This is a genomic window from Mesorhizobium sp. 113-3-3 (genome assembly GCF_016756495.1).
GTDB lineage: Bacteria > Pseudomonadota > Alphaproteobacteria > Rhizobiales > Rhizobiaceae > Mesorhizobium.
In genome coordinates this window covers 2,743,891-2,767,123 of record NZ_AP023243.1, presented here as the reverse complement: position 1 = coordinate 2,767,123, position 23,233 = coordinate 2,743,891, and the positions used below count along the sequence as shown (strand labels likewise).

Here is a 23,233-nt window from a genome sequence, read left to right as displayed (position 1 = left end):
TCTTGGCCCCCCGTTCAACCCTTGCGCTCCGCCCTTTCGCGGCGCCGGATGTCGCCGACATTCATCTGCACGACCATGTCCTCGGCCTCGCGCGGGCTCATGCCGACCATCACCTTTTGCCTGATCATCGCAGGCTGGCCGGTGAAGACATCGACGATCGCCCAACTCTGGGGCAGATCCATGCGCAGCGCATAGCGATTTGCCATGATCCTCAGCCCTGCAACATGAAAAACACCGTGCCCAGGACCAGCATCGTCCAGGCGATCACCGACAGCTTCAACGCCATGCCGCCATGCGCGGCCACAAGCTCCCGCAAGCGCGGCACGATGCCAGCCGAAGCGGTTGGCACCGCCGCGACGGCGACGGATGGCTTGACGCCAAGTTTCCCAAAGACCGGCAGCGATGACGGTTCACGCACGAAAATGACCTCGAATGCCGGGGAAGATCGGAGCGAGCAGGCTCGCGCCCCTGCCATAGCACTCTTTTCGCGAGCGCCCTGCATGCCAAATGCAGATAGGTGGTTTTAACCTCGGCCCCATGCCGGCGTGAGCATGTCCGTCGCAGGCGACAACGACCGCAACCGCACAAATCGGCCGCGACAAGTGGTCGGGCACAGGGGTCTCGGCTGTAGGATTTTGGAGGCCTCGCCTCGGGATCGAACCGAGGCTTCAGAGATTTGCCGTCTCCAGCGTAGCCGCTCCGCCACGAGGCCATTGCGACCGAACTAACGGGGAAATGCTTGCGGAAACGTTAAGCCCGACCGCTGTTCTGTCGGCACTTTGCGAAATGTCGGCTGGCAGCGCTCTTTGGCAGACGCCTCGCCCCCGAAACCCCGAAGGCGTGAGCGCTGCCATGGGCGGGTATCCTGGCTGCGCGGACAAGAAATGACCGACGCTGCGCGCCGCCTGGTGATTCAGAACTTCAAATCACAGCCCTAACACTTTGTTTACAAATGACTCCAAAGGTAAGCCTGCCAGGCCTCCCCTGAAAAACGCAGGCCTTCACGCCGCGGCGCTCCGGCCTTTCGCGCCGGCCTCGGCCTTGAAGATGCGGAAGGTGTTGCGACCCGCCGCCTTGGCGGCATAGAGCGCCGTGTCGGCCTGCGCGAACAGGTCGCAAGGCGAGCCTGCGCCGGCGAACGCGATGCCGACCGAGGCGCCCAGCCGCAGCGACTGGCCGCGTATCGGGACCGGCTTGCCCATCCTCTCGACGATCTCGCGCGCCACGCTGGAGACGGCGGCCCGGTCGAGATGCGATCCGAGCAGCACCGCGAACTCGTCGCCGCCGACGCGCGCCACCAGATCCGCCTCGCCGCAGCCTTCGACGAGGCGCTCGGCCGCCGCCTTCAGGCACTCGTCGCCGACGACATGGCCGAACGTGTCGTTGACCGCCTTGAAGCCGTCGAGATCGATCAACAGCAACGCGCCGAGCGGATGGCTGGCATCCGCCTGCGCCAGCCGCGCCTGGAACCGGGCGCGGTTGGCAAGCCCGGTCATGGCGTCGAACTCGGCGAGATAGCGCATCCTGTCCGACAGGATCTTTTCCTCGGTGATGTCCTGCTTCATGCCGAAGATGCGCACCGGCACATCGGCCTCGCACTCGACGGTCGCGGTGATGCGGATCCAGCGGCTGTGGCCGGCGAAGGTGGTGATCTCGGCATCGAGGGTGAAGCCGCTGCGCTCGGCGATCGCACGGCTGCGCAGACTGTCCAGCGCCTTGCGCGACTCCTGTGGATAGCACTTGATGATCTCCGAGCGGTCGAGCGTGGCGCCGCGCGGCAGGTCGAACAGATCGTAGACCACATCGGTCCAGTGCAATTGTTCGCCGGGCAGGCTGCATTCCCACACGCCGATGCGCGCTGCGAGCGAGGCGCGATCGAAGATCTTGCGGCTGTGCGCCAGCGCAACCTCTTGGCCGGCGATCAGCGCGGCCTGCGCGGCGAGTTCGGCCTTGAGCTTGGAGATGTCGGCGTCGCGGCGCCGCTCGCCGGCGCTCTCATGCCCCGCCCGCTTGCCGGGCTGCGAGGCCGGGCCTTTCGGAACGTATGGCGTATCGGGCATGGCAAGACTCCTGGCGGGCGACCACCATGGTGCAGCAGCGATTAAAACTTCGCTGACAATCCTTGGGTTTCCTCGCCCCCACGGGAGTGGCGACGGCATGCACACATTTCCAGGCAGCTGGTCTTTGGCGACAGCGTGCATGGCAGCTTGGCGCATAGATTGTCTTATGCTGCGCTGGTCGACCCCCACTCCGTCTCGGCTTCGCCGAGCCACCAGCCGGGGCGAGCCACGGGTCTCGCCCGTCCTTCGGACCCCCCGATCGACGGGGTAGAGGAAAGGCGCCAAGCTTTTTGCCGTCAACGCTCGTCCGATAACGCTCCCTTCCTTTCCCTCCGGAGGGGGGAAAGGTGGCGCTGCGAAGCAGCGACGGATTGGGGGAACCACGTGGCAATCAGGCCTCGCGCCGATCAGCCACACTTTCTGTTCCCACCGACAGAGCTCCACTTTTCCCCCTTGAACACTCCCCCAATCTGGCCTAGCCTGACTTGAGAAAAGGTTTTTCCAAACAGATCTGATCGGGCTCGGCCATTGGTCGGGCCTTGTCCCGGCCTATGTGAGAAAACCTTTTCCCAACTAAGGATTTCTCGGCGCGATGGCAGCGGACGATCAGCCTGTTCCGGTCTTTCCCAAGCCCGTCACCTTGCGTGACGTGGCGGCTCGGGCCGGCGTCAGCGTTGCGACGGCCTCGAAGGCGCTCAACGACCAGGGGCGCATGACCGCCGAGACCCGCGAGCGCATCCGCGAGACGGCGCGCAGCCTGGGCTTCCGGCCCAACAGCCTGGCGCAGAGCCTTCTGAGGCGCCGCTCCTTCACCATCGGCTTGCTCACCAACGATACTTATGGCCGCTTCTCGCTGCCGCTGATGTCGGGCATTTCGGACGCGCTGGTCGACAATGGCGTCTCGGTGTTCCTGTGCAATGTCGAGGAGGATCCGCGGCTGGGCCAGTTGCATGTCGAGGCCATGCTCGACAAGCGCGTCGACGGCATCATCGCCACGGGAAAACGCATCGACCGCCACCTGCCGGTCGACCTCGCCAATCTGCGCATCCCGGTGATCTACGCCTTCACCCAGCCCGATCCCGACGCCGTCGCCTTCGTCTCGGACGATGCCGGCGGCGCGCGGCTGGCGGTGGAACATTTCTGCCGGCTCGGCCGCAGGCGCATCGCCCATGTCAGCGGACCGGCGAGCTTCGCCGTGGTGCATGCCCGCGCCCAGGCCCATCGCGACGTGCTCGCCGAAAACGGCCTGCCGGTGACCGAACCGCTGCTCGGCTCCTGGTCGGAAGCCTGGGGGCATGAAGCGGTGGCGCAGCTGTTCGACGGCAAAAGCCAAAGACCGGACGCCGTCTTTTGCGGCAACGACCAGATCGCGCGCGGCGTCATCGATGCCTTGCGCGAGCGCGGCCTCGATGTTCCCGGCGATGTCGGCGTCATCGGTTTCGACAATTGGGAGATCGTCGCGGAAGCGACGCGCCCGCCGCTGACCTCGGTCGACATGAACCTGGTCGCCCTCGGCCGCGAGGCCGGGCTGACCCTGCTTTCCCTGGTCGGCGGCCAGCCCGCCGCGCCGGGCATTCGAAAACTGCCGTGCCGGCTGGTGGTGCGTCAGTCCTGTGGCCGCTCACCGGACGGCTGAAAACGAAAGCGCCGCGAGATCGGCGCCAAGCCGCGCACAGCGGCCAACCCTTGGAGGAGGAAAACATGAGGAAGCTGATTGCCAAACTGGCCCTGGCCACTGCCGTTCTGGGCAGCGGTCTCGGTGCCGCCGCCGCCGACACCGCCAACATCTGGGTGCGCGCCGACGGCTCGAATTTCATGCCGCGCATCGTCGACGCCTACAACAAGGCGCACACCAACCAGATCAAGCTCGACATCATCCCCAATGCCGAGATCATCCCGAAATATGGCGCGGCCGCCGCCGGCGGCACGGCGCCCGACGCGCTGTCGCTCGACCTCATCTACACGCCGTCCTTCGCCGCCGCCGGCCAGCTGGAGGACATCACCGACTGGGCCAAGTCCCTGCCCTATTTCGCCAGCCTGTCGCCGGCGCATGTCAAGACCGGCACCTACAAGGACCACATTTACGGCCTGCCCTTCTCGGCCGACGCCTCGGTGCTGATCTGGAACAAGAAGCTGTTCAAGCAGGCCGGCCTCGACCCTGAGAAAGGCCCGGCCAACTGGGCCGAGATCGCCGCCGATGCCGAGAAGGTCAACGCGCTTGGCGGCAACATCAAGGGCTTCTACTTCTCCGGCAATTGCGGCGGCTGCAACATCTTCACCTTCACGCCGCTGATCTGGGCCTCGGGCGGCGATATCCTCAGTGAAGACGGCTCCAAGGCGACGCTGGACAGCCCGCAACTGCGCGGCGCCATCGATCTCTACCGCTCGATGGTCAAGAAGGACCTGGTGCCGGCAGGCGCCCAGACCGACACCGGCGCCAATTTCTTTGCCGCCTTCGCCGCCGGCAATATCGGGATCTCGCCCTCCGGCGCCTTCGCCATCGGCGCGCTCAACACCCAGTATCCCAATGTCGATTACGGCGTCACCTTCCTGCCGGGCAAGGACGGCGGCTGGTCGTCCTTTGCCGGCGGCGACAATTTCGTCGTCACCAAGGGCACCAAGAAGCTCGCCGTGGTGAAGGAGTTTTTGGACTTCGCCTATTCGCTTGAAGGCCAGACCATCCTGGCCAAATATGGCAGCCTGCCGGTGCGCGGCGACATCGCCAAGGACGCGCTCAGGGAACTCGACCCGCGCTACCAGGTCGCCGCCGAGGCCATGGCCAAGGGCAAGACGCCCTATTCGGTGGTGTTCAACGACCTGATCAACTCCGCCAACGGCCCGTGGACGCAGATGATCAACGAGGTCTTCTTCGGCGACGACGTCGACGGCGCCATCGCCAACGCGCAGGAGACCATGCAGTCGATCATCGACCAGGCGCCGCAGAAGTAGCGGCCGCCTGCCGGCCGCCCGCCTCTCTCCCTGGGCGGGTGGCCGGCTATTGTTTTTGTTCAAATAGCAGGACTATCGCGTTGAGAAGACTCACTCGCATCTCCGGTTCGAGGCGTCGCAAGGCGAGCCCTCAGCCATGACCACCATCACCGCCAGCACCACCGCCCCGCCCCGCGCCCGAAAACTCGTCGGCGCCGGGCGCCGGCAATGGATCGGCCTCATCTATGTCGCGCCGGCCGTGGCGCTGGTCATGGTGTTCTTCGTCATCCCGCTCGGCATGACGGCGTGGATGTCGCTGCACAACTGGCCGCTGATGGGCGAGCACGCCTTCATCGGCCTCGACAATTACTGGGCGATCTTGCGCGACACCAGGTTCTGGAACGCGCTCAAATTCACGGGCTACTACACGGTGGTCGTCACCATCGCGATCTTCGCCGTCGCCTTTCCCTTGGCGATCTTCATCGAGAAACCGCGGCCGCTGACCAATCTCTACCGCACCTTCTTCTTCATGCCGGCGGTGGTCGGCTTCGCCTCGGCGAGCCTTTTGTGGTCATGGCTGCTCAATGTCGATTCCGGCCTGTTCAGCCCGGCCGCCTACGATCTCGGCCTGATCGACAAGAAGTTCAACCTGCTCGCCACCTTCCAGCCGGCCTTCTGGTCGATCATCGCCATGGTGGTGTGGAAGGTCGCCGGCTTCACCATGATCATCCTGATGACCGGCCTGCAATCGATCCCGCAGGATCTGCAGGAGGCCGCCGTCATCGACGGCGCCGGGCCTTTCGCGCGCTTCCGGGCGATCACCTTGCCGCTTATGCGCCGCACGCTGGCGCTGGCGCTGATCCTGTCGGTCGCGGGCTCGATACTCGCCTTCGACCAGTTCTACATCATCCTGCGCGGCGGCCCGCGCAACCAGACGCTGACGGCGGTCTACTGGATCTTCAACCAGTCCTTCGTGTCGTTCAAGCTCGGCTACGGCGCGGCACTCTCCATGGTGCTGCTGGTTATCCTGGTGGCGCTCAGCCTCATCCAGCTGTGGCTGCTGCGCAAGCCCGAGGGGCTCGACTGATGGCGCAGGCGATATCAGCCAGGGGCAAGCTCGCCGCGCGCTTCGCCCGGCACTCCACCGGCGTCATCGCCTCGGTGCTGTTCGTCGCGCCGATCGTGTGGACCGCGCTGTCGGCCTTCAAGCCGGCGGCCGAAGCGCGCCTGCCGCCGCTGCCGCCATGGCCGACCACGGGCTTCTCGCTGGAAAACTATGCCACGCTGAACTCCTTCGGCGACGGCCTGTGGGCCTCGGCGCAGAACAGCATCTATGTCTCGGTGATGACCGTTCTGCTGTCGGTCATCGTCAGCGTGCTGGCCGGTTATGGCTTTTCGCGGTTCCGCTTTCCGTTCAAGGACCTGTTCTTCGTCCTCATCCTGTCGACGATCATGATCCCGTTCCAGTCGATCCTGACGCCGATCTTCCTGGTGCTGACCAAGCTTGGCCTGCACAACACGCTGACCGGCCTGGTCGGCGTCTATGTGACGCTGCAATTGCCGTTCTCGATCTTCATGATGCGCAACGCCTTCGACGCCGTGCCGCGCGAGATAGAGGAAGCCGCGCGCATGGACGGCGCCGGCAACGCCACCATGTTGTTGAAGGTGATGCTGCCGCTGGTCTGGCCGGGCGTCGTCACCATCGCGCTGTTCGCCTTCCTCGGCGCCTGGAACGAGTTCCTCGCCGCCCTGGTGCTGATGACCGACCAGTCGAAATTCACACTGCCGGTGATGATGACGGCACTGCAGTCGGGCCGCTTCGGCGCCATCGACTGGGGCGCCGTGCAGGCGGGCGTCACCGTGATGATGGTGCCGTGCCTGATCCTGTTCCTCGCTTTGCAGCGCTTCTACATCCGCGGCCTGATGGCCGGGGCCGTCAAGTAATCGCCTGACGGCCGAGGCCGTCAACCAATCGATACAATGGAGTGAGTTCATGACCGCATCGCCATCCCCCCGCCCCGCCACGACGGCCAAGCCCAGGCTCGCCTTCCGCCCGCTGCCGGTGCCGCAGGTCGACGTGCACGGTTTTTGGGGCGACCGCGCCGATGCTGTCGCCACCCGCACCGCCGACATCCTCTACGAGCGCTGCGTGGCGGCACGCATGCTGGAGCAGATCGATCCGGACCGCCCCTCGCCCGGCATCGTCATTCCCTTCCACTCGCCCTCGCCCGATGAAGCGGACCGCCAGGGCGCCGAATTCACTGGCTCGACGGTGACGACGCAGATGTTCTGGGATTCCGATCTCGGCAAGACGATCGAAACCGCGGCCTATTCGCTCTACCGGCGCAAGAACCCCGGGCTGGAGAAGAAGATCGACGCCGTCATCGACATGTACGGCAGGCTGCAGCAGGAGGACGGCTATCTCTCCAGCTGGTACCAGCGCATCCAGCCCGGCAAGCGCTGGACGAATTTGCGCGACTGCCACGAGCTCTATTGCGCCGGCCACCTGATCGAAGGCGCGGTCGCCTACTACCAGGCGACCGGCAAGCGCAAGCTGCTCGACATCATGTGCCGCTACGCCGACCACATCGCTTCGGTGCTGGGCCCCGAGCCCGGCAAGAAGAAGGGCTATTGCGGCCATGAGGAGATCGAGCTGGCGCTGGTCAAGCTGGCGCGGGTTACCGGCGAGCAGAAATACATGGAGCTGGCGAAGTACTTCATCGACCAGCGCGGCCAGCAGCCGCATTATTTCGACGAGGAGGCGCGCGCCCGTGGCGCCGACCCCAGGGCCTACCATTTCAAGACCTATGAATACAGCCAGTCGCACCGGCCAGTGCGCGAGCAGGACAAGGTCGTCGGCCATGCGGTGCGGGCGATGTATCTCTATTCGGGCATGGCCGACATCGCCACCGAATATGGCGACGATAGCCTGCGCGTCGCGCTCGACCGGCTGTGGGACGACCTGACCACGAAGAACCTCTACATCACCGGCGGGCTCGGCCCGTCGGCCCACAATGAGGGCTTCACCAGCGACTATGACCTGCCCAATGAGAGCGCCTATGCCGAGACCTGCGCCGCCGTCGGCCTGGTGTTCTGGGCAAGCCGCATGCTCGGCATGGGGCCGAACGCCCGCTACGCCGACATGATGGAGCGCGCGCTTTACAATGGTTCGATCTCCGGCCTGTCGCTCGACGGCTCGCTGTTCTTCTATGAAAACCCGCTGGAAAGCCGTGGGCGGCACAACCGGTGGAAATGGCACCGCTGCCCATGCTGCCCGCCCAATGTCGGGCGCATGGTCGCCGCGATCGGCAGCTATTTCTACAGCCTGGCGGACGATGCGCTGGCCGTGCATCTCTATGGCGACTCCACCGCCCGTTTCGACATTGCGGGCACTGCGGTCAGCCTGACGCAGGCAAGCCGCTATCCCTGGGATGGCGCCGTCGGGATCACGGTCGAACCGCAGGCGCCGGTGGAGTTCACGCTGCATCTGCGCATCCCGGCATGGAGCAGCAGCGCGACGCTTGAGATCAATGGCGAGGCAGTCGACCTCGAAGACATGATCAGCGACGGCTATGCCGCGATCCGGCGCGTCTGGAAAAACGGCGACCGCGTCCGGCTCGACCTCGAAATGCCGATCGAGCGGCTCTACGCCAACCCCGAGGTCCGGCAGGATGCCGGCCGCGTCGCGCTGTCGCGCGGGCCGCTGATCTACTGCGTCGAGGCATCCGACAATGACAGCCGGCTGCATCGCCTGACCCTGCCGCGCACGGCAGGCATAGAAGCGCATGAAGCGCCCGGGCTGCTGGGCGGTGTGGTGACGCTTTCAGCCACGGCGTGGGCCGATGCCGGCGACGGCTGGCAGGATGGGCTCTACCGGCGAGAGCCGCCGGCCAGCGTCGAGACGCGGCTGACAGCCATCCCCTACTACGCCTGGGACAACCGCGAGCCCGGCGAGATGCTGGTGTGGCTGCGCGACGGTTGAGGCGGGCTCGACTAGGGCCGGCTCGATTGGGCGGCGGCAGCAGGCAGCGCCGTCTTTGGTGCGGCTTGCGGCGCGCTGTTGTCGACATGCGCCCAGGCGGGCCGCTCGAACAGGAACATGCCGAAGCCGATGCGCTGGATGATGAGGTAGAGCACGACAGGGCTGATGATCGAGACCAGCAGCACCGCCAGGCTGAGCATGCCGGTGTCGGTCAAGAGGCCGCTTGCCAGCGCGGCGCCACGGAACAGCGACATCGGGATGGTGAAGGCGACATAGACGACCAGCGAATGTTCGCCAAGCCAGCGCAGCCATTCCATGGCAGGGAATGTCGACAGGAAGCCGCCAAGCACGCACAGCGCCACGGCACCGGCGATGGCCAAGGTGAGATGCAGCGGCGGCCATGCCGCCAACCCCATCTGCATGCCGACCGGCTGCATGGCATAGCCCGGCGAATAGACGAGCAGGCCGTTGACGACAGCCCACAGAGCCAGGCCGGCGACGGCCAGCATCGGGCGGGGCTGCGTCCATTCGACGAGGCGGAACACCAGCGGCGCCATGAGGAAGCCGACATAGAAGAACACGAAATAGGCCGCGAACTGTTCAAGCGCATAGCTGTCGGGATGCGGCGCCCACATCTGCAGGGCGGCGGCACACGGGATGACGATCCAGGCGGGCACGCGGAACTGCCGCAAAAGCTTGGCAACAAGGCCGAACACCGCCAGCATGTAGATGAACCACAGCACGCCATAGGGCTGGACGACGGCCATTGCGAGATCGTGCAGCATGCCGCCGGGATCCCTGCTGAAGACGCCGATCTTCAGCCCGATCGAGATGATCGCCCACAGCACGTAGAAATAGAGATAGTGGACGACGCGCCGGTCGACATAGCGCCGCCACGGCCGGTCGATCACCTGCGACAGGAACAGGCCCGAGATCAGGAAGAATTCCGGCATGCGGAACGGCGTCGCGAAGCCGATGACATAGTGCAGGAAGCCGACGCCGCCCGTGTACTCGCCGGTGTTGTAGGCCGAATACATCATGACCACGAGGATGATCGAGAGGCCTTTGGCCGTGTCCACCCACGGCATGCGCATCGGGCTGTTCATGGCAAATCCATCCGGGGCCGGCCAACGAGGCCAGCCATCATTCCCAGATGTCTAGCACCATCAAGCTTCCCAGATCGTAAACACGGATGGTTTCGCGGGGTGCAGACAGCGAGCCATTCTTGGCTGCTGCCAGGCAGTGTCAAAGTCATTGGCAATCTTCTGGCGTCGGCGCTGCCCCTCGCCTGCCTGCGGGCAGCATTACTTGCGACCCTTCGACTTGTTCAAAGCCACCGCGGCCCGCACCAGCGCCTTCAGCGCATCCTCGTTGACCTCTTCCCCCTTCTGAAAATCAATAGCCCGCCGCGTATTCCCTTCAAGGCTCGAGTTGAACAACCCCGCCGGATCGGGCAGCGCCGCGCCCTTGGCGAATGTCAGCTTGACGACGCTCTTGTAGGTCTCGCCGGTGCAGATCATGCCGTCATGCTCCCACACCGGCACGCCGCGCCATTTCCACGTTTCGACCACATCGGGATCGGCCTGATGGATGAGCGCGCGCAGCCGGGCCAGCATCTCGCCGCGCCAGTCGCCGAGCTCCTCGATCCTGCCGTCGATCAGTTCGGAGGGGGATTTGCTCTCCTGCGATCCGGTCATGCTGTTCTCCTCAAAAAATTGAACAATAGCGCGCTTACATGCGCTCGCCAGGCAATTGGCTGGCCTGCTTCACCCAGGCGCTGAATTGCGCCTCGTCGAACGCGTCGTCCTCATGGATGTCGAGGTAGCGCGTGTCCTGGCTCTTGGATTCACCCGGCGGCACCGGATCCAGCAACAGGCCGCGAAAGAAGGCAACCTTGATATACGCTGTGAAGCAATGGATGCCGAGGAACCAGCCCTCGCCTTCAATGCCATAGAGCGGCGAGTTCCATTTGACCGCCTTGTGCACACCGGGCACGGCGCGCTCGATGAGCGCGTCGAGACGCCCGCCCATCTCGCGTTTCCAGCCCGGCATCGCCGCGATATAGGCCTGCACGGGAGCATCGCCATAACCCTTGGCGATCTGCGGGTTGCCGCCGGAAAGCAGTTTTGGCTCGGCCTTGGCGGATGTCGACTTGGCCATGCGCTTTCCTCCTATCCGTTGGCCCGCTGCGTGCTGCGTCCTTCCGCGACATAGGGCAGCACGAACATATAGAGGCCGCTGAACAGCATAAGGAAGAGCGGCGGCAGCGGCGAGTAAACCACCCAGGCGGGCGGCTGTCCAAACGCCATGGTGACGAAATTGGCGACGACGGTCGCCGTGAAGATGATCGACAGCCAGCGATGCGCCTGCCTGATCCATTTGCTCCAGTCCAAGATGACCTCCCGTGAAACGCGTGAAACCGGGCGCGCTACCAGCGCGCCAGCTCGGTGATCTGGATGAGATTGCCGCAGCCGTCGTTCAGCTTGGCGATGGTCGAGCCGGTCACCTCGGTCGGCGCCATGGCGAAGGTGCCGCCGCGCGTCGTGATGCGCTCATGATCGCCCTTGATGTCGTCGGTGAAGAACATCACCGCCGGCTGACCCTGCTCGAACATCGCTTGCTGATAGGCCTTGGCGGCCGGCTGGCTGTTGAGCGCCAGCTGCAGCTCGGTGCCCTCGGGCTCGTCCGGCGAGGCGACGGTCAGCCAGCGGAACGGCCCGTTGCTGAAATCGGCCTTCTTGGTCAGGCCGAGCACGCCGGTGTAGAAGGCCAGGGCCTTTTCCTGGTCATCGACATAGATGCTGGTCAGTTTGATCTTCATCGTCTTTCTCCATAGGTTTTGCTGGCGGTGAACCGCCCGGTGAAATCAGGATTTGGGTTCGGTCGGCCGGACCAGAGCAATTCCAGGAAAAGTGTGAAACGGTTTTCCGTCCGGAATTGCGTCAAAACAAAGAGTCTAATCCGTCCGGTCGAGAAGCTCTTCCAGCTTCTCGAAGAATTGCGGCCATCCCATCTTGGCGCCGCCATAGGCGCGCCGCTGATCGGGCCGGAAGCCGGATTGTTCCATGCGCAGATGCGTCCCGGTTGGCGTTGGGGTGAGCGTGAAGGTCACCACGCTCCTGAGATCGAAGGCCGGGTCCGGGTGCGCGAGGTTCCAGGTGTAGGACAGCGTCTTGTTCGGCTCGACGGCCAGCACCTCGCAGTCGAGCACGCCGCCCCAATCGGCGCTGATGTTGAAGCGGTGGCCGACATCAGGCTTGAAATCGTTCTTCATCAGCCACTCCTCGATCAGATGCGGTTGCGTCAGCGCGCGCCAGAGTTTTTCCGGCGGATGGGAAATCTGCCGCTCGACGACGACAGTGCGGTTTTCAGTGGCACTATCGTTCACTGGTCCATCCTTTTGAGCAAATCCTCGAGATCATCGAACCGAGCCTCCCAAAACCCGGCCATATCACGCGTCCAGTCCATCAGCGGCGCCAGCGCGCCAAGCTGCGCGCTGTAGTGCGTCTGGCGACCTTCATGGCGGTCGCGCACCAGCCCGGCCTGCTTGAGCACGCCCAGATGCTTCGACACCGCCGGCTGCGAGACGCCGGACTGGCTCGTCAGCGCCCCCACCGTCTGCTCGCCCTGGCGGCACAGCCGTTCGAAAATCGCCCGCCTGGTCGGGTCGGCGAGCGTCCTGAAGAGCATGTCATGTGCGTCTGGCATGTCAGATCGATAACCCGTTGGCTATTGGTTGACGTATAACCACAGGGATATATGTTCGTCAAGAGCAAGATTGAACCGGTGCAAGACTCGACTGGGCAGAAGATGGAGCACGCTGATGATCCTCGTCACGGGAGCCACCGGCCATGTCGGGCGCGCCGTCGTCTCGAGGCTGGTATCGTCAGGCCAAGAAGTCGCTGCGCTGGTCCGCAAGCCTGAGGCCGCACAAAAGCGCCTGCCCCGGGAAGCAGCGCTGCGCGTCGGCGACTACGAGGATGCCTCGGCGCTGAAAGCAGCCTTCGCCGGCATCGACAGGCTGGTGCTGATTTCAAGCGATGGCGCGGCGGATACGGTCACGCGCCATCATGCCAACGCCATAGCGGCGGCAGCCGCAGCCGGTGTCCACCACATCACCTTCACCAGCATCATCGACATCGGCGAGACCTCGCCCTTCTACTACGCGCCTGCCTACCGGAACGCCGAGCGCCGGCTGGCCGCCTGCGGCGTGCCCTCGACCATCCTGCGCTGCGGCCTCTACAGCGATTTCATCCTCGACACCTGGCTCGCACCAGCCTCGGGCGAACTCGCGCTGCCTGCCGGACAGGGCCTGGTTGCGCCGGTATCGCGCGGCGATGTTGCGGCGGCCGTTGCAGCGGCGGCGGCCGGGGCCGACACATCCCGCGCCCTCTACACCATCACCGGGGACCGGCCGCTGGGCTTCGACGAGATCGCTGCCTGTTATAGCGAGGCAACGGCACAGCCCCTGCACTATCGCTCCTGCGCCCTCGGCGATTATCTGGCCTCGGCGTCGGCGCGCCTCGACGAGCCGTGGCCACAGGCCTTCTCCAGCCTGTGCGCCTCGATCGCCGAGGGTCGCTATGCCTCGACCTCCAGCGATTTCACCGCGCTTACAGGTAAGCCACCGGAAAGCTTTCGGGATTTCCTGGTTCGGGCAGTGTTTGGGGTGCTGACGAAAGGCTAGTTCCCCGGCTCAGTTATTTTGACCGATGGATGGAGGATTAGCCGAGGCCTTCCCAACTTCGTCATCCCTGGGCGAAGCAGGAGCGAAGCTCCGTCGCGGAGACCCTGATCCATTCCGTGACGTCTATCGAAGTGTGCAGCGGAGCAGAATTCTGCACCGTGGCGAGGCTCAGGAGTCCCGGCATGGATCCTCGGGTCTGCGCCGCATCGCTTCGCTCCTTGCTCCGCCCGTGGATGACGAAGCCGTGGATGTTTCCGCCAATCGCGAAGACAGACGATCCGTCAGCGCAGGCGACTGGTCAAAACGTCCTCGCAGAACAGCTAGAGGGCCGAATGGGCGCCCCCGATCTCCCGCGCCACCAGTTCCTGCAGCTGCCACAGATTGCGGTCCCGTATGCCGCAGGCGTCGAGGTGGCGGATCGTCTCGAACAGATATTGCGCGCCCGAGCCCCAGTGGCCGACGGCTCTGGCCAACGTCGCGGCGACCGCCTTCTTGTCCAGCTTGCCGGCATAGCGCGGATTGGCCGGATCGACGACGAAGCCGAGCGCCCGACCCTCCCCGCTTTCGGTGCTGACCCGCAGCCAGCGCGGCACGTTGACGGCGGGCAGGATGGTCATCTCGCGGCGCAGCAGCGCCTCCAGATTGGCGGCAACCGGCTCGGCGATCTCGAACACCATGCCCCGGCACTGGCCGCCACGGTCGAGCGCCATCATCAGGCCGGGCTGCTCGAGCGTGCCACGAAAACGCTGCACCGTGAAGCAGAACGACCGGTGCCAGCCCCGCGCCACCGCCCGCTCGCCGCCCCGCACCTCGCCCGCCGGCTTCCACAGCAGCGAGCCATAGGCGAACAATTTCAGCGGCCCGGGCGGTGCAGAGGCCAGGATCTCGTCGCGAAAGCGCGCATAGTCGGCGTCAGTCATGTAGACCATGCCCGGCGTCGGCCCGGCATCCTCGACCACCCGCATGGTCCGCGCCACCAGCGCCTCGGTCAGCGCCATCGGCGCCTTGCGCGGTGGGTTGGTGGAAATCGGCTTGTTCATGTTCGTCATGTTGCCCAAGGCAGAGGGATTCTCAAGGGCGAGCCGGAATAGAGTTCGCTGATGACTTTTCTCCAGAGTCGGCGCCGCTGGCAATCGGAAGCGACCCCGCCGACTCAAAACCTGAGCACACACACCCAAGCACCTGAAAAGACTCACCCAAGCTACCGCCCCGGGGCGGCACTCAACTCGCTGCGCCGCCAGGCTGCCGGTGATATCCTCACCGAGCGTTTGAACTCGCGGCCGAAATGGTAGACGTCGCAGAAGCCACAGGCTTCGGCGACCTCGGCCAGCGGCTGGTCGCCTTGCACCAGCAGCGATTGTGCCTGCATCAGCCGCTCGCGCATCAGCCATTGGTGCGGGCTGGTGCGCAGATGTTTCTGGAACAGCCGCCGCACCTGCGAGGCGCCGAGGCCGGTGACCTCCGCAAGGTCGGACGCCGCCCAGCCGGCACCACGCGCTAGGCTTCGCCGACGCGGTGACCTCGGACGAAATCCTGCGCACCGCCTTCACGGCGATCACGACGGGCGCCGACGCCGTCATCACCGGGCGCGGCCATGACACGTCGCGCATGCTCGCCGACGAGCAGATCCCGGTGATGGGTCATCTCGGCTTCGTGCCGCGCAAATCGACCTGGGTCGGCGGCATCAGGGCCGTCGGCAAAACCGCTACCGAAGCGCTCGAACTCTGGGACCGCTTCCGCTGGTTTGAAGATGCCGGCGCCTTCGCCGTCGAATGCGAGATCATCGCAGCCGAGGTGATGGCCGAGATCAACTGCCGCTCCGGGCTGGTCACAGTGTCGCTCGGCTCAGGCCCGGCGGCGGATGTGATGTTCCTGGCCACGTCCGACATTTGTGGCGAAAGCGCCCGCCTGCCCGCCATGCCCGCGCCTGGGGCAATCTTGCCGCCTTGCACAAGGCCGTCCGCGACGCCCGCGTCGAGGCGCTGTCGAGCTTCCGCAGGGAGGTTGCGGACGGCAGCTACCCGGCCGACGCCGAGATCGCCGGGATTGCTGATGCCGAGCTGGAAGCGCTTTGCGAGGCGTTGGAGGCAGGACGGGACTAGCGCGACTGCCGCACCGGCTGAGCAACCCATCCGAGTTGATCCATGAAGCGGACGAACCTCGGCACAACGGCATCGGGCGTCGTCTCCGTGCGCCACTGCCTTGGGGAGCGCTGTTCAGGCGGCAATGCAATTCACCGCCCAACTCACGACACCAGCGGCATCGGCACCTTCAGCCCGTCGATCAGCGCGTCTCGAAACAGCGCGATCGGACGGGTCAGCCGTCCCGCCGGCGGGCGGTGCAGCAGCCAGGCGCGCACTTGCGGCTTGAAGTCGGGACAGTCGATGACCTCCACCTTGTCGCGCCAGCGGCTGTCAGCGAAGGCGCCGGGCGTGACGATGCCGATGCCGTGGCCGCGCGCCACCAATGACATTCTGAGGTCGACGCTGAGCGCCTCCACCCCGACCTGGAACGGCAGCCTTGCCGCCTCGAAACTCTGGCGGATGAAGGCGCGAAAGCCGCAGCCGTTTTCGTTCATCACCCAGGCAAAGCGCGACAGGTCGGCGAGCTTCCCCGGCTTCGGCACGCCGAGGCCGGGCGACGCGACCAGCAGCACCGACTGCGCGCCGAGATCGTCGCAGACCAGCTCGTCCGGTGGCGACAAGCCTTCGGCGAGGCACACCGCCACCGCGTCGAGCTCGCTGCGCGCCACTTGCTCCACCAGCCTTGGCGACCAGCCCGAACTGATGCGCAGCGTCAGCCGCGGAAAGGCGGCGCGCAGGCTGTCGAGCGGCAGCGCAAGAGCCGCGTCGGAGAGATAGGGCATGATGCCCAGGCGGAACTCGCCCTTGACCTCGCCTTGCGGCGAGACGCCGGCCTTCAAATCTTCCAGCGAGCGCAGCACCCGCCTGCCGTGCTCGTAGGCCTCGCGCCCGGACGCCGTCGGCTTCAGCGGCTTCGACTGACGGTCGAGCAGTGCGGTCGCCAGCCCGTCCTCCAAATTCTGGATGCGGCGCGTGACGCCCGGCTGCGTCAGGTTGAGCCTGGCCGAGGCGCCGACGATCGAACCGGTTTCCACCACGGCGATGAAGGCTTCGAGGTCATGGATGTTCATGCACATCTCGCATAATCATTATCGAATTGATTGAATTGTAGCATGATAATGCTTCAGCATAAAGTCCTCTCACAGTATGCAGCTTCTTGAGGACTCCATGCCTGACACCAATCATGGCCAGCTGTGCGAGCGGCTGCCCGCCGGCACCATCACCGGCCCGCAGACGCTGCTCTTCGCCGCCTCCACCGGCATCATCGTCACCAATCTGTTCGCGCCGCAGACGCTGGTCGGCCTGATCGGGCCGTCGCTCGGCGCCGGCGCCGCCAGCGTCGGCCTCGTCGCCATGGCCACGCTGCTCGGCTATGCTGCCGGCCTGTTCTTCCTGGTGCCGATGGCGGACCTTGCCGAGAACCGCGCCCTGATCCTGCGCATGCTCCTGACGGCGGCCCTTGCGGCCGGCGTCGCCGCCTTCGCGCCCACCACCGCTTCGCTGCTGATCGTGCTGTTCGTCCTCGGCGCCGCCTGTTCGGCGATCCAGATCCTGGTGCCGATCGCCGCCTCGATGGCGCCGCCCGGCGAGGCCGGCCGCGTCATCGGCGATGTCATGAGCGGCCTTATGATCGGCATCCTGCTGGCGCGGCCGCTGGCCAGCCTGATCGCCGACGCCTGGGGCTGGCGCGCCTTCTACGGCCTCAGCGCCGCCGCGCTCGTCCTGCTCGCCGGCGTGCTCGCCTTCACCTTGCCGCAGCGCCGCCCGCAGGCGAAATCCACCTATGGCGCGCTGATTGCCTCGCTGTTCGGTCTGCTGCGCGACGAGCCGGTGCTGCGGCGGCGCGCGCTGACGGCGGCGCTGGTGATGGCGGCGTTCAGCCTGTTCTGGACGGCGGTGGCCTTGCGTCTCGCACAGCCGCCCTTCGGCCTTGGCCAGCGCGGCATTGCACTCTTCGCGCTCGTCGGCGCCGGCGGCGCCGTGGTCACGCCGCTGTTCGGCCGCGCCGGCGACCATGGCTGGACGCGATCCGCCACCATCGCCTGCCATCTCGTGCTGATCGGCGCGATGGCGCTCGCCGCCTGGGCCGGCGCCTCTCAGCCCGGCGCGTCATGGCAGCCGCTCGTGCTGATGGGCGTCAGCGCCGTGCTGCTCGACATCGGCGTCACAGGCGACCAGACGCTCGGCCGCCGCGCCGTCAATCTGCTTCAGCCCCAGGCGCGCCGCCGCCTCAACGGCCTGTTCGTCGGCATCTTCTTCATCGGCGGCGCCATCGGCTCATTGCTGGCCGGTGTTGCCTGGAGCTGGGGCGGGTGGACTTGCGTGTGCACCATCAGCGGCGCCTTTGGGCTCGTCGCACTTCTCGTCGACTGGATCGGCGGGCGGAACTGAGCCGGCCGATCGTTTGCAAGGAAACACGTTCACCTTGCTGACTATTATCTCAGCCGACCCGTGATTGTTGTCTTCGCGATAAAACAGGTCGTTCAACCCCGGCAAGGCAATCACCGCGTCGTTGACGTAGACATAGAGTTCGCCCGACGCCTTGGGCTTGATCTCTGCCCTGAGCTCGTTATTCGGACAGGTGACAGCGGCTGCGGGGTTGGCAACCCCAGGGTTGGCGACAGCGGGGTCGACGGGATTTAGCACATACTCGTCATTGCCGTATGTGCCGACACGCGCGATGGGCTTGAAATACGGTTCGGCCCACCAGCGCTTGAGCAGGGTGCCGAAGTAATGGGTTACGCTTCCTCCACCCACACCGCGCGTATCGGCACACAGCGTTCTGTCGGACCATTTGTTCTTGATTGAAATGGCGACCTCGTAGCGAACACCTTCCTGCAACCAGTTGCCGGTGTCGCTACACATCTGCGATGTTTTGAACTCGGCTACTTTTCCCGTCAGCTGTTCGGTTTTGGGCAATTCTCCCTTCCGCTCCTCACAGAAGGCGCCCATTGAATCGGCGACCTCGAACGTGGTCTTGTTGACGGCAAACAAAATGAGGCCAATCGACAAGGTAAGAAATACCGCCGGCAGCACATATTCCCTCAGCATGTTGTAGACCCGTATGGCAAAGGGGTCCGTCCGCACGGCGCGGGCGAAGCGGAGAGAGACAGGTGCCGGCACGGCCTTGGGGCTCGGTCCTCTGCGGGTCAGCAAGAGATAGATCCCGAGCAAGCCAAGCGCCGCCGCGGCGAAGGCCCAGCCGGTGTAGTAATTTCCACCAAGCCACACGGCCAATGCGCCCGCGCCAAGGCTGACCGTTCCCAACAGCGACGTGCGGCGATGCGCATCATTCCTGCTCGATTGCAGCATTGTCGCACTGCGCCCGGCGTTGACATTCCAGGCGGCCCGCGCCCGGTCGTTGATACGCGTGCGCAACACGCCGTTGACCCAAAGCAGAATACCAAGCAGCGCCACCAGGATCGCGGCCGGCGGCGGATAATTGACCACCGCATCGATCCACGGCGCGGCGAAACCAGGCAACAAGCCGCTGACCAGACCGAAAATCGGCCCGATGAGGCCGGAAGCGGACTTTCCGATTTCACCGCCGACATCGAGCGTGACATAGCCGGCGAACAGCGGAAACGTCAGGAACAGGACCGCGATCGACAGCAAGGCATAGTACACGCCACGGCGCCACCACACGGTGTCCCGCATCAACTCCGCGCGTTGCAGGCGGCTCTGCGGGTGAATGCCGCCGCCGGCTGCGTTGCCTTCACCGGACGCCGGTACCTTGCTCGCCTTCTCGGCGCTGCCGGCGCCGTTCTCCTGAAGCTTTTCCAGTGCTTCGCGGAGCTTCTCGTCCATGTCGGCCAGATCGCGCTCGCGACCGATCGGGAGCGGCAATTTGTCGACAGGCTTGGCTTTGCTTGTCGGCGCCAGGCGTTTGCCCGGCAGGCCAATGAAAGGTATCCGCTCGCCGAGCGGCGACAACACGTCGATATGCTCGGGCAGCGCGATCGGCGCGTAGTCGTCGGATCCCTTCGCCATGCGGATTATGACGCTGGCATCGACCAGCGGCTTTACGCCATGGTTGATGCGCTTCCCGTCACGCTCCATCAGATCCTGGGCATCGCGCGGATGGTAGCGGTAAAAAACGCTGACGCCGGATCGCGAATCGTAGATGCGCCCGGTCTCGGACGCATAGTCCCAATAGTCGGCGACCAGATCCTTCTTGAATTGCAGGCCTTGCTCGGCGGCCTCGCCGATCATCCAGCACAGGGGTATGTGGGCAAGCCTGTCGTCCGGATAGCCACCGCCGACATTGGCGTGGCAGCCGGCGAACCAGACCTGCAGCAGGCGCGGATCGGGAACGTCAATCTGCTTCCGGACCGCCGCAGCCAGTGCCGGAGCAGGTTCGTTCCAGGGTATCGGAAAGAATGTGCGCCGCTCGTCGTCGATGCTGAAGGCCTGCCGGGCGCAATCGACGGCGCCGAGAAGGTCCCTGTTGGCGAATGTCATTGGCCAGACCCATTTGTCCACCGCCTTGGTCAATTCGTCGACCGGCAGACCATAGGCGGAGACGGTGTCCCATACACCGACGAAGGCGATGCGGATCTCGCCGGCCGAGCGGAAGGCCGGTGCTTGCAGCTGCACTTGCGCGTAGGGGCGGCTCCCGGTGATCTCATTCCACAGGTCGACCGCCCGGTCGCGCACGAAGCGGGCGAACACCACCCAAGGCAGTTTCGAACCAAAGGCCTTCGGCCGATACGCCCGATAGGCGGCGAGCGCGTTGCGGTCGAGTTCCTCTTCCGTCTTGAAGTCGACCAGCCCTTGGCTGGCGATCATGCCGACCAGCACGCGGATGGTGAAGGCGCCGCGGCTGAAGCCGAAGGCGAAGATCCTGTCGCCCGGCTCATAGTTGAGGCAAAGGAACTTGTAGAGCGCCAGCACGCGGCGCTTCACACCGAAGCCGAGCGCCAGGCCGATGATCTCGAAAGGCTTGAATTGCGAGGTGCCGACACCGTCGCTGAACACGGCGATCTGGTCCGCACTGGTCAGGTCCAGCGCCTGGTAGAGGCGCCACACATTGGTCTTGAACGCCTTGGCGGCGCTGTTGCCGGTGCCATCGGCAAAGACGACGATGTTCCGGGATGGTCCATCGCCTGGAACATCAGCCATTGGTTCCCCCCTTGGCGCCAGTCCTATTGCTTTGCCGCGCGCACGTATTTGTCGATCTTGCCGAGCAGGCCCCACGCGGTCAGCGCCAGCGAGATCGGCATCATGATCGGCGCCAGTCCCGGTATCGAGCCTATGATCGGAATGAGCTCGCCCAGGGGAGATGTGGTCGCCGCCGCCCCGGCCGTTCCCGGCGTCAGCAAGGCGCTTGCCAGCACCCCAATAATGCCGAGCGCGCTCTTGCGCCCATCCAGCAACTTTCCCAGCCATTGGCCGAGCGCGCCATTGACCGGCGTCAGCACATTGGTGGCCGCCGAATTCGGCGGCAGGACGACAGGGTTGCCATCCAGACCTTGCGCCAGCTGACGCAGAAGCAAGGCCAGGCTGGCAGCCGCCGCCACGGTGGTTCCCGTTCCCGGTGCCGGCGTGGTCGTCGTCGTGGTGGTTGCCGGCGTGGTCGTCGTGGTTCCAGTTATTGTGGTCGCGCCGGGTTGCAGTGCAGCCAGCAGCGCCTGAATGAATTCGCTCACTTTGTCCGTCACGACAGGATCCCCTTCCTCTAGGTTCGGCGTCGGTATCGGAAGCGTCTGTTCGCCGTCTTCCTCAAGCCAGCGCTCGGTTTCGAGCCGCAGCTTGTTGACGCGCCGATTGAAGCCGTTCTTGAAATGCTCGTAGTCGGGATGCGCGCGCAGCTTCGCGTCATAGAGATCGATGACGTCGCCGATCACATCCGGCAGCGGCGTCTTCGGGATCGCGCCCAGAGTCTCGCCGCCGATGCCGCCATCGACGGCCACCGCCGCGCCATTCTGGTTGAGCGCCTTTTGCAGATAGGTTGCCGCGGTGCCGACCCCGGCGTGGACGGCGACATTGTAGACGGCGAGCGCCAGCGGACCAGGCATCGCGCCGCAGGACGATTTCGACCAGTATTCCGAGAAATAGATCTCCTTGGCTTCCTGGTAGCTCATATTGGCGACGTCGGCCTTGGAGACCGGCTTGCCGCGCCAGGCCGCAAGCGTCTTGCGGGTGATGCCGAAATTGGTGGCCCCGCCAGGATCCTTCGGATCGTCGGAATAGCCGCCTTCGAACTCGCGAACGATTTCTTGCGCGCGTTCGAAATTGGCCTTGCCGCCATCGGCCGGTGGCGATACCGCCGCCGGGCCGGCCGTCGAGGCGGCGCTTCCCTGGGCCGGGCCGGCGGCCGGGCCCGCCGACGTCGACGCCGGAGCGTCGGGCGGCGGCTGCAATCCCAGCGCCACAAGCAGCATCGTCAGCACATCGGGCGCCAGATCGGTCTCGTCGGGAAGATCCGGATTGCCCGATGTCGCCTCGTCGGCGGGACCCGTCGGCATCGGCGCCGTACCGGCGTTGGCGATGGTGGGAAGATCGATGCCAAGCACTGCCGCCGTTTTCTCGCCACACACGCCGTCGGCTGCGCCCGCGCCAAACTGGCGCTTCTGGAAATTCACCAGCGCCATCAGCGACAGGCGTCCGAAGGCGCCATCGGGCGTGCCCTGCAAATCGCCTTGCTTGACCAGCGCCTGCTGCACTTTCTTGGCGAGCGCGCCCGACGAGCCGAAGCAGACAACCTGCTTGAGCGCCGTGTCGGCGATCTTGTCGACGGACGACAATTCCTCGGCGGTGAACAGCAGATAGACGAAACGGGTCTGACTGGTGCCGTAGGCGCTGTCGATGAAGGCGCGCCAGGGGCCCGTCTCCGGCGCCATGTGGCGCGACGGCGACTGCGGCAGGCCGCAGATGACCTGGCAGCCGGCACTGGAATAGCCCGCCTCCGGATTGTCGTAATAGGCGCAGTGGATATTGTCCCAGACGAAATCGCCCGAGCTCGAGCCGAAATCCAGTCTGTCCTTGAGATCGTAGTCCAGATTGTCGGCGGTGCGCCACACCGGCTGGAAGGACGCCTGGCGAAAGGCCCGGTGGCCACTAGGCTTGCCGGCCTTGTGCGTGCCACGCTCATGCTCGAAGCGGCCAGGCATCAAAAGATTGGTGCCGGAGCCGCCCTTGGCCTTGGCGTTGGTGATGTTGGGCAGGGACGGTACGGTCGAACCTGGAAACAGCGCCACTTCACCTGTCTCCACCTTCCACTGCCCAAGAGTGCAGCGCATGTGGCGGAAATCATAGGCGCTGAAATGCGCCGGCTGACTCTGCGCAAAAGTATTATCGAACGGATGATCTGGAGACAGGCCACGAATGCCAAAGAACACCAGGCCTTTGGCAGGAACGGCATAGCCATTCCTCTTCGCAGCACGAGAGAGCAAGCTCGCGCTTACAGAAATGTCCGTCATTGGAGCCCCCCAATTCGGCAACTCCAAATGGTATTCTTATATTACCTAATATGTCAAGCGACGCTGATTCG

Annotated in this window: 22 protein-coding genes and 1 pseudogene; 8 read left to right on the top strand and 15 right to left on the bottom strand. The window is 65.0% G+C overall.

Annotated features, from left to right (window positions below; all coding sequences use genetic code 11):
- Window positions 1-14: 14 nt before the first annotated feature.
- The 3 genes from JG746_RS13375 to JG746_RS13365 form a co-directional block, all read right to left on the bottom strand.
- Window positions 15-206: a hypothetical protein gene (locus tag JG746_RS13375; protein WP_202358554.1), complete on the bottom strand. Its 192-nt coding sequence runs from the start codon at window positions 204-206 to the stop codon at window positions 15-17.
- A 5-nt stretch (window positions 207-211) separates the two neighbouring features.
- On the bottom strand, window positions 212-418 hold the full coding sequence (locus tag JG746_RS13370; protein WP_244730777.1) for a hypothetical protein: 207 nt from the start codon (window positions 416-418) through the stop codon (window positions 212-214).
- Between the two features lie 583 nt (window positions 419-1,001).
- A complete protein-coding gene (locus JG746_RS13365) occupies window positions 1,002-2,060 on the bottom strand; it encodes a sensor domain-containing diguanylate cyclase (RefSeq protein WP_202358552.1) in 1,059 nt (352 codons plus the stop codon).
- Between the two features lie 592 nt (window positions 2,061-2,652).
- Between JG746_RS13365 and JG746_RS13360 the strand changes: the two genes are divergently transcribed.
- From JG746_RS13360 to JG746_RS13340, 5 genes are all read left to right on the top strand, one after another.
- The gene (locus tag JG746_RS13360; protein WP_202358551.1) at window positions 2,653-3,696 is read left to right on the top strand and encodes a LacI family DNA-binding transcriptional regulator; all 1,044 of its coding nucleotides are present in this window, start codon (window positions 2,653-2,655) and stop codon (window positions 3,694-3,696) included.
- Window positions 3,697-3,761: 65 nt separating this feature from the next.
- Window positions 3,762-5,009 carry an ABC transporter substrate-binding protein gene (locus tag JG746_RS13355; protein WP_202358550.1) on the top strand — a complete coding sequence of 416 codons (1,248 nt, stop codon included), beginning with the start codon at window positions 3,762-3,764 and terminating at the stop codon, window positions 5,007-5,009.
- A 136-nt stretch (window positions 5,010-5,145) separates the two neighbouring features.
- Window positions 5,146-6,075: a carbohydrate ABC transporter permease gene (locus JG746_RS13350; protein WP_202358549.1), complete on the top strand. Its 930-nt coding sequence runs from the start codon at window positions 5,146-5,148 to the stop codon at window positions 6,073-6,075.
- The gene (locus JG746_RS13345; RefSeq protein WP_202358548.1) at window positions 6,075-6,932 is read left to right on the top strand and encodes a carbohydrate ABC transporter permease; all 858 of its coding nucleotides are present in this window, start codon (window positions 6,075-6,077) and stop codon (window positions 6,930-6,932) included. The genes JG746_RS13350 and JG746_RS13345 overlap by 1 nt, the downstream gene beginning before the upstream one ends.
- A gap of 49 nt (window positions 6,933-6,981) precedes the next feature.
- Window positions 6,982-8,970, top strand: a complete 1,989-nt coding sequence (locus JG746_RS13340) for a glycoside hydrolase family 127 protein (RefSeq protein ID WP_202358547.1) — start codon at window positions 6,982-6,984, stop codon at window positions 8,968-8,970.
- An 11-nt stretch (window positions 8,971-8,981) separates the two neighbouring features.
- Here JG746_RS13340 and JG746_RS13335 read toward each other — a convergent pair whose 3' ends face one another.
- The 7 genes from JG746_RS13335 to JG746_RS13305 all read right to left on the bottom strand — a co-directional run bounded on the left by JG746_RS13335 (window position 8,982) and on the right by JG746_RS13305 (window position 12,678).
- Entirely contained in the window at window positions 8,982-10,076 is a 1,095-nt protein-coding gene (locus JG746_RS13335; RefSeq protein ID WP_202358546.1) for an acyltransferase family protein, read from the bottom strand.
- A 198-nt stretch (window positions 10,077-10,274) separates the two neighbouring features.
- Window positions 10,275-10,667: a DUF1801 domain-containing protein gene (locus tag JG746_RS13330; protein ID WP_202358545.1), complete on the bottom strand. Its 393-nt coding sequence runs from the start codon at window positions 10,665-10,667 to the stop codon at window positions 10,275-10,277.
- Window positions 10,668-10,701: 34 nt separating this feature from the next.
- Window positions 10,702-11,130 (bottom strand): DUF1801 domain-containing protein, encoded by a 429-nt coding sequence (locus tag JG746_RS13325; RefSeq protein ID WP_202358544.1) that lies wholly within the window; start codon window positions 11,128-11,130, stop codon window positions 10,702-10,704.
- Window positions 11,131-11,141: 11 nt separating this feature from the next.
- On the bottom strand, window positions 11,142-11,363 hold the full coding sequence (locus tag JG746_RS13320; RefSeq protein WP_202358543.1) for a hypothetical protein: 222 nt from the start codon (window positions 11,361-11,363) through the stop codon (window positions 11,142-11,144).
- 35 nt (window positions 11,364-11,398) lie between these two features.
- Window positions 11,399-11,791, bottom strand: coding sequence for a VOC family protein (locus JG746_RS13315; protein WP_202358542.1), 393 nt, complete (start codon window positions 11,789-11,791; stop codon window positions 11,399-11,401).
- Between the two features lie 135 nt (window positions 11,792-11,926).
- On the bottom strand, window positions 11,927-12,358 hold the full coding sequence (locus JG746_RS13310; protein ID WP_202358541.1) for an SRPBCC family protein: 432 nt from the start codon (window positions 12,356-12,358) through the stop codon (window positions 11,927-11,929).
- Entirely contained in the window at window positions 12,355-12,678 is a 324-nt protein-coding gene (locus tag JG746_RS13305; RefSeq protein WP_115142524.1) for an ArsR/SmtB family transcription factor, read from the bottom strand. The genes JG746_RS13310 and JG746_RS13305 overlap by 4 nt, the downstream gene beginning before the upstream one ends.
- 115 nt (window positions 12,679-12,793) lie before the next feature.
- Here JG746_RS13305 and JG746_RS13300 point away from each other — a divergent pair, with 115 nt between their 5' ends.
- A complete protein-coding gene (locus JG746_RS13300; RefSeq protein WP_202358540.1) occupies window positions 12,794-13,657 on the top strand; it encodes an NAD(P)H-binding protein in 864 nt (287 codons plus the stop codon).
- A 320-nt stretch (window positions 13,658-13,977) separates the two neighbouring features.
- Here the strand turns inward: JG746_RS13300 and JG746_RS13295 are convergent, their stop codons facing one another.
- The gene (locus tag JG746_RS13295; protein ID WP_202358539.1) at window positions 13,978-14,697 is read right to left on the bottom strand and encodes a gamma-glutamylcyclotransferase; all 720 of its coding nucleotides are present in this window, start codon (window positions 14,695-14,697) and stop codon (window positions 13,978-13,980) included.
- Between the two features lie 161 nt (window positions 14,698-14,858).
- A pseudogene (locus JG746_RS13290) lies at window positions 14,859-15,113 on the bottom strand (helix-turn-helix domain-containing protein); the annotation flags it as partial.
- A gap of 59 nt (window positions 15,114-15,172) precedes the next feature.
- Here JG746_RS13290 and JG746_RS13285 point away from each other — a divergent pair.
- Entirely contained in the window at window positions 15,173-15,805 is a 633-nt protein-coding gene (locus JG746_RS13285) for a 3-methyl-2-oxobutanoate hydroxymethyltransferase (RefSeq protein ID WP_244730773.1), read from the top strand.
- A 97-nt stretch (window positions 15,806-15,902) separates the two neighbouring features.
- Here JG746_RS13285 and JG746_RS13280 read toward each other — a convergent pair whose 3' ends face one another.
- Window positions 15,903-16,811, bottom strand: a complete 909-nt coding sequence (locus tag JG746_RS13280) for a LysR family transcriptional regulator (RefSeq protein ID WP_202358538.1) — start codon at window positions 16,809-16,811, stop codon at window positions 15,903-15,905.
- Window positions 16,812-16,908: 97 nt separating this feature from the next.
- Between JG746_RS13280 and JG746_RS13275 the strand changes: the two genes are divergently transcribed.
- Window positions 16,909-18,132, top strand: a complete 1,224-nt coding sequence (locus JG746_RS13275; RefSeq protein ID WP_202358537.1) for an MFS transporter — start codon at window positions 16,909-16,911, stop codon at window positions 18,130-18,132.
- Here the strand turns inward: JG746_RS13275 and JG746_RS13270 are convergent.
- Both JG746_RS13270 and JG746_RS13265 read right to left on the bottom strand, forming a co-directional pair.
- Window positions 18,019-20,862: a DUF2235 domain-containing protein gene (locus tag JG746_RS13270; RefSeq protein ID WP_202358536.1), complete on the bottom strand. Its 2,844-nt coding sequence runs from the start codon at window positions 20,860-20,862 to the stop codon at window positions 18,019-18,021. The two genes, JG746_RS13275 and JG746_RS13270, sit on opposite strands and share 114 nt — an antisense overlap.
- Before the next feature lie 23 nt (window positions 20,863-20,885).
- Complete coding sequence (locus JG746_RS13265; RefSeq protein ID WP_202358535.1) at window positions 20,886-22,982, bottom strand: glycosyl hydrolase 108 family protein; 2,097 nt, start codon at window positions 22,980-22,982, stop codon at window positions 20,886-20,888.
- Between the last annotated feature and the right edge of the window lie 251 nt (window positions 22,983-23,233).

What these genes read in the sequence shown, in the direction of transcription:
- JG746_RS13375 (WP_202358554.1), bottom strand. Translation starts at nt 206, where the DNA reads ATGGCAAATCGCTATGCGCTGCGCATGGATCTGCCCCAGAGTTGGGCG.
- JG746_RS13340 (WP_202358547.1), top strand. Translation starts at nt 6,982, where the DNA reads ATGACCGCATCGCCATCCCCCCGCCCCGCCACGACGGCCAAGCCCAGG.
- JG746_RS13275 (WP_202358537.1), top strand. Translation starts at nt 16,909, where the DNA reads ATGCCTGACACCAATCATGGCCAGCTGTGCGAGCGGCTGCCCGCCGGC.
- JG746_RS13300 (WP_202358540.1), top strand. Translation starts at nt 12,794, where the DNA reads ATGATCCTCGTCACGGGAGCCACCGGCCATGTCGGGCGCGCCGTCGTC.
- JG746_RS13315 (WP_202358542.1), bottom strand. Translation starts at nt 11,791, where the DNA reads ATGAAGATCAAACTGACCAGCATCTATGTCGATGACCAGGAAAAGGCC.
- JG746_RS13345 (WP_202358548.1), top strand. Translation starts at nt 6,075, where the DNA reads ATGGCGCAGGCGATATCAGCCAGGGGCAAGCTCGCCGCGCGCTTCGCC.
- JG746_RS13305 (WP_115142524.1), bottom strand. Translation starts at nt 12,678, where the DNA reads ATGCCAGACGCACATGACATGCTCTTCAGGACGCTCGCCGACCCGACC.
- JG746_RS13265 (WP_202358535.1), bottom strand. Translation starts at nt 22,982, where the DNA reads ATGCGCTGCACTCTTGGGCAGTGGAAGGTGGAGACAGGTGAAGTGGCG.
- JG746_RS13270 (WP_202358536.1), bottom strand. Translation starts at nt 20,862, where the DNA reads ATGGCTGATGTTCCAGGCGATGGACCATCCCGGAACATCGTCGTCTTT.
- JG746_RS13295 (WP_202358539.1), bottom strand. Translation starts at nt 14,697, where the DNA reads ATGAACAAGCCGATTTCCACCAACCCACCGCGCAAGGCGCCGATGGCG.
- JG746_RS13355 (WP_202358550.1), top strand. Translation starts at nt 3,762, where the DNA reads ATGAGGAAGCTGATTGCCAAACTGGCCCTGGCCACTGCCGTTCTGGGC.
- JG746_RS13360 (WP_202358551.1), top strand. Translation starts at nt 2,653, where the DNA reads ATGGCAGCGGACGATCAGCCTGTTCCGGTCTTTCCCAAGCCCGTCACC.
- JG746_RS13335 (WP_202358546.1), bottom strand. Translation starts at nt 10,076, where the DNA reads ATGAACAGCCCGATGCGCATGCCGTGGGTGGACACGGCCAAAGGCCTC.
- JG746_RS13325 (WP_202358544.1), bottom strand. Translation starts at nt 11,130, where the DNA reads ATGGCCAAGTCGACATCCGCCAAGGCCGAGCCAAAACTGCTTTCCGGC.
- JG746_RS13350 (WP_202358549.1), top strand. Translation starts at nt 5,146, where the DNA reads ATGACCACCATCACCGCCAGCACCACCGCCCCGCCCCGCGCCCGAAAA.
- JG746_RS13365 (WP_202358552.1), bottom strand. Translation starts at nt 2,060, where the DNA reads ATGCCCGATACGCCATACGTTCCGAAAGGCCCGGCCTCGCAGCCCGGC.
- JG746_RS13330 (WP_202358545.1), bottom strand. Translation starts at nt 10,667, where the DNA reads ATGACCGGATCGCAGGAGAGCAAATCCCCCTCCGAACTGATCGACGGC.
- JG746_RS13280 (WP_202358538.1), bottom strand. Translation starts at nt 16,811, where the DNA reads ATGAACATCCATGACCTCGAAGCCTTCATCGCCGTGGTGGAAACCGGT.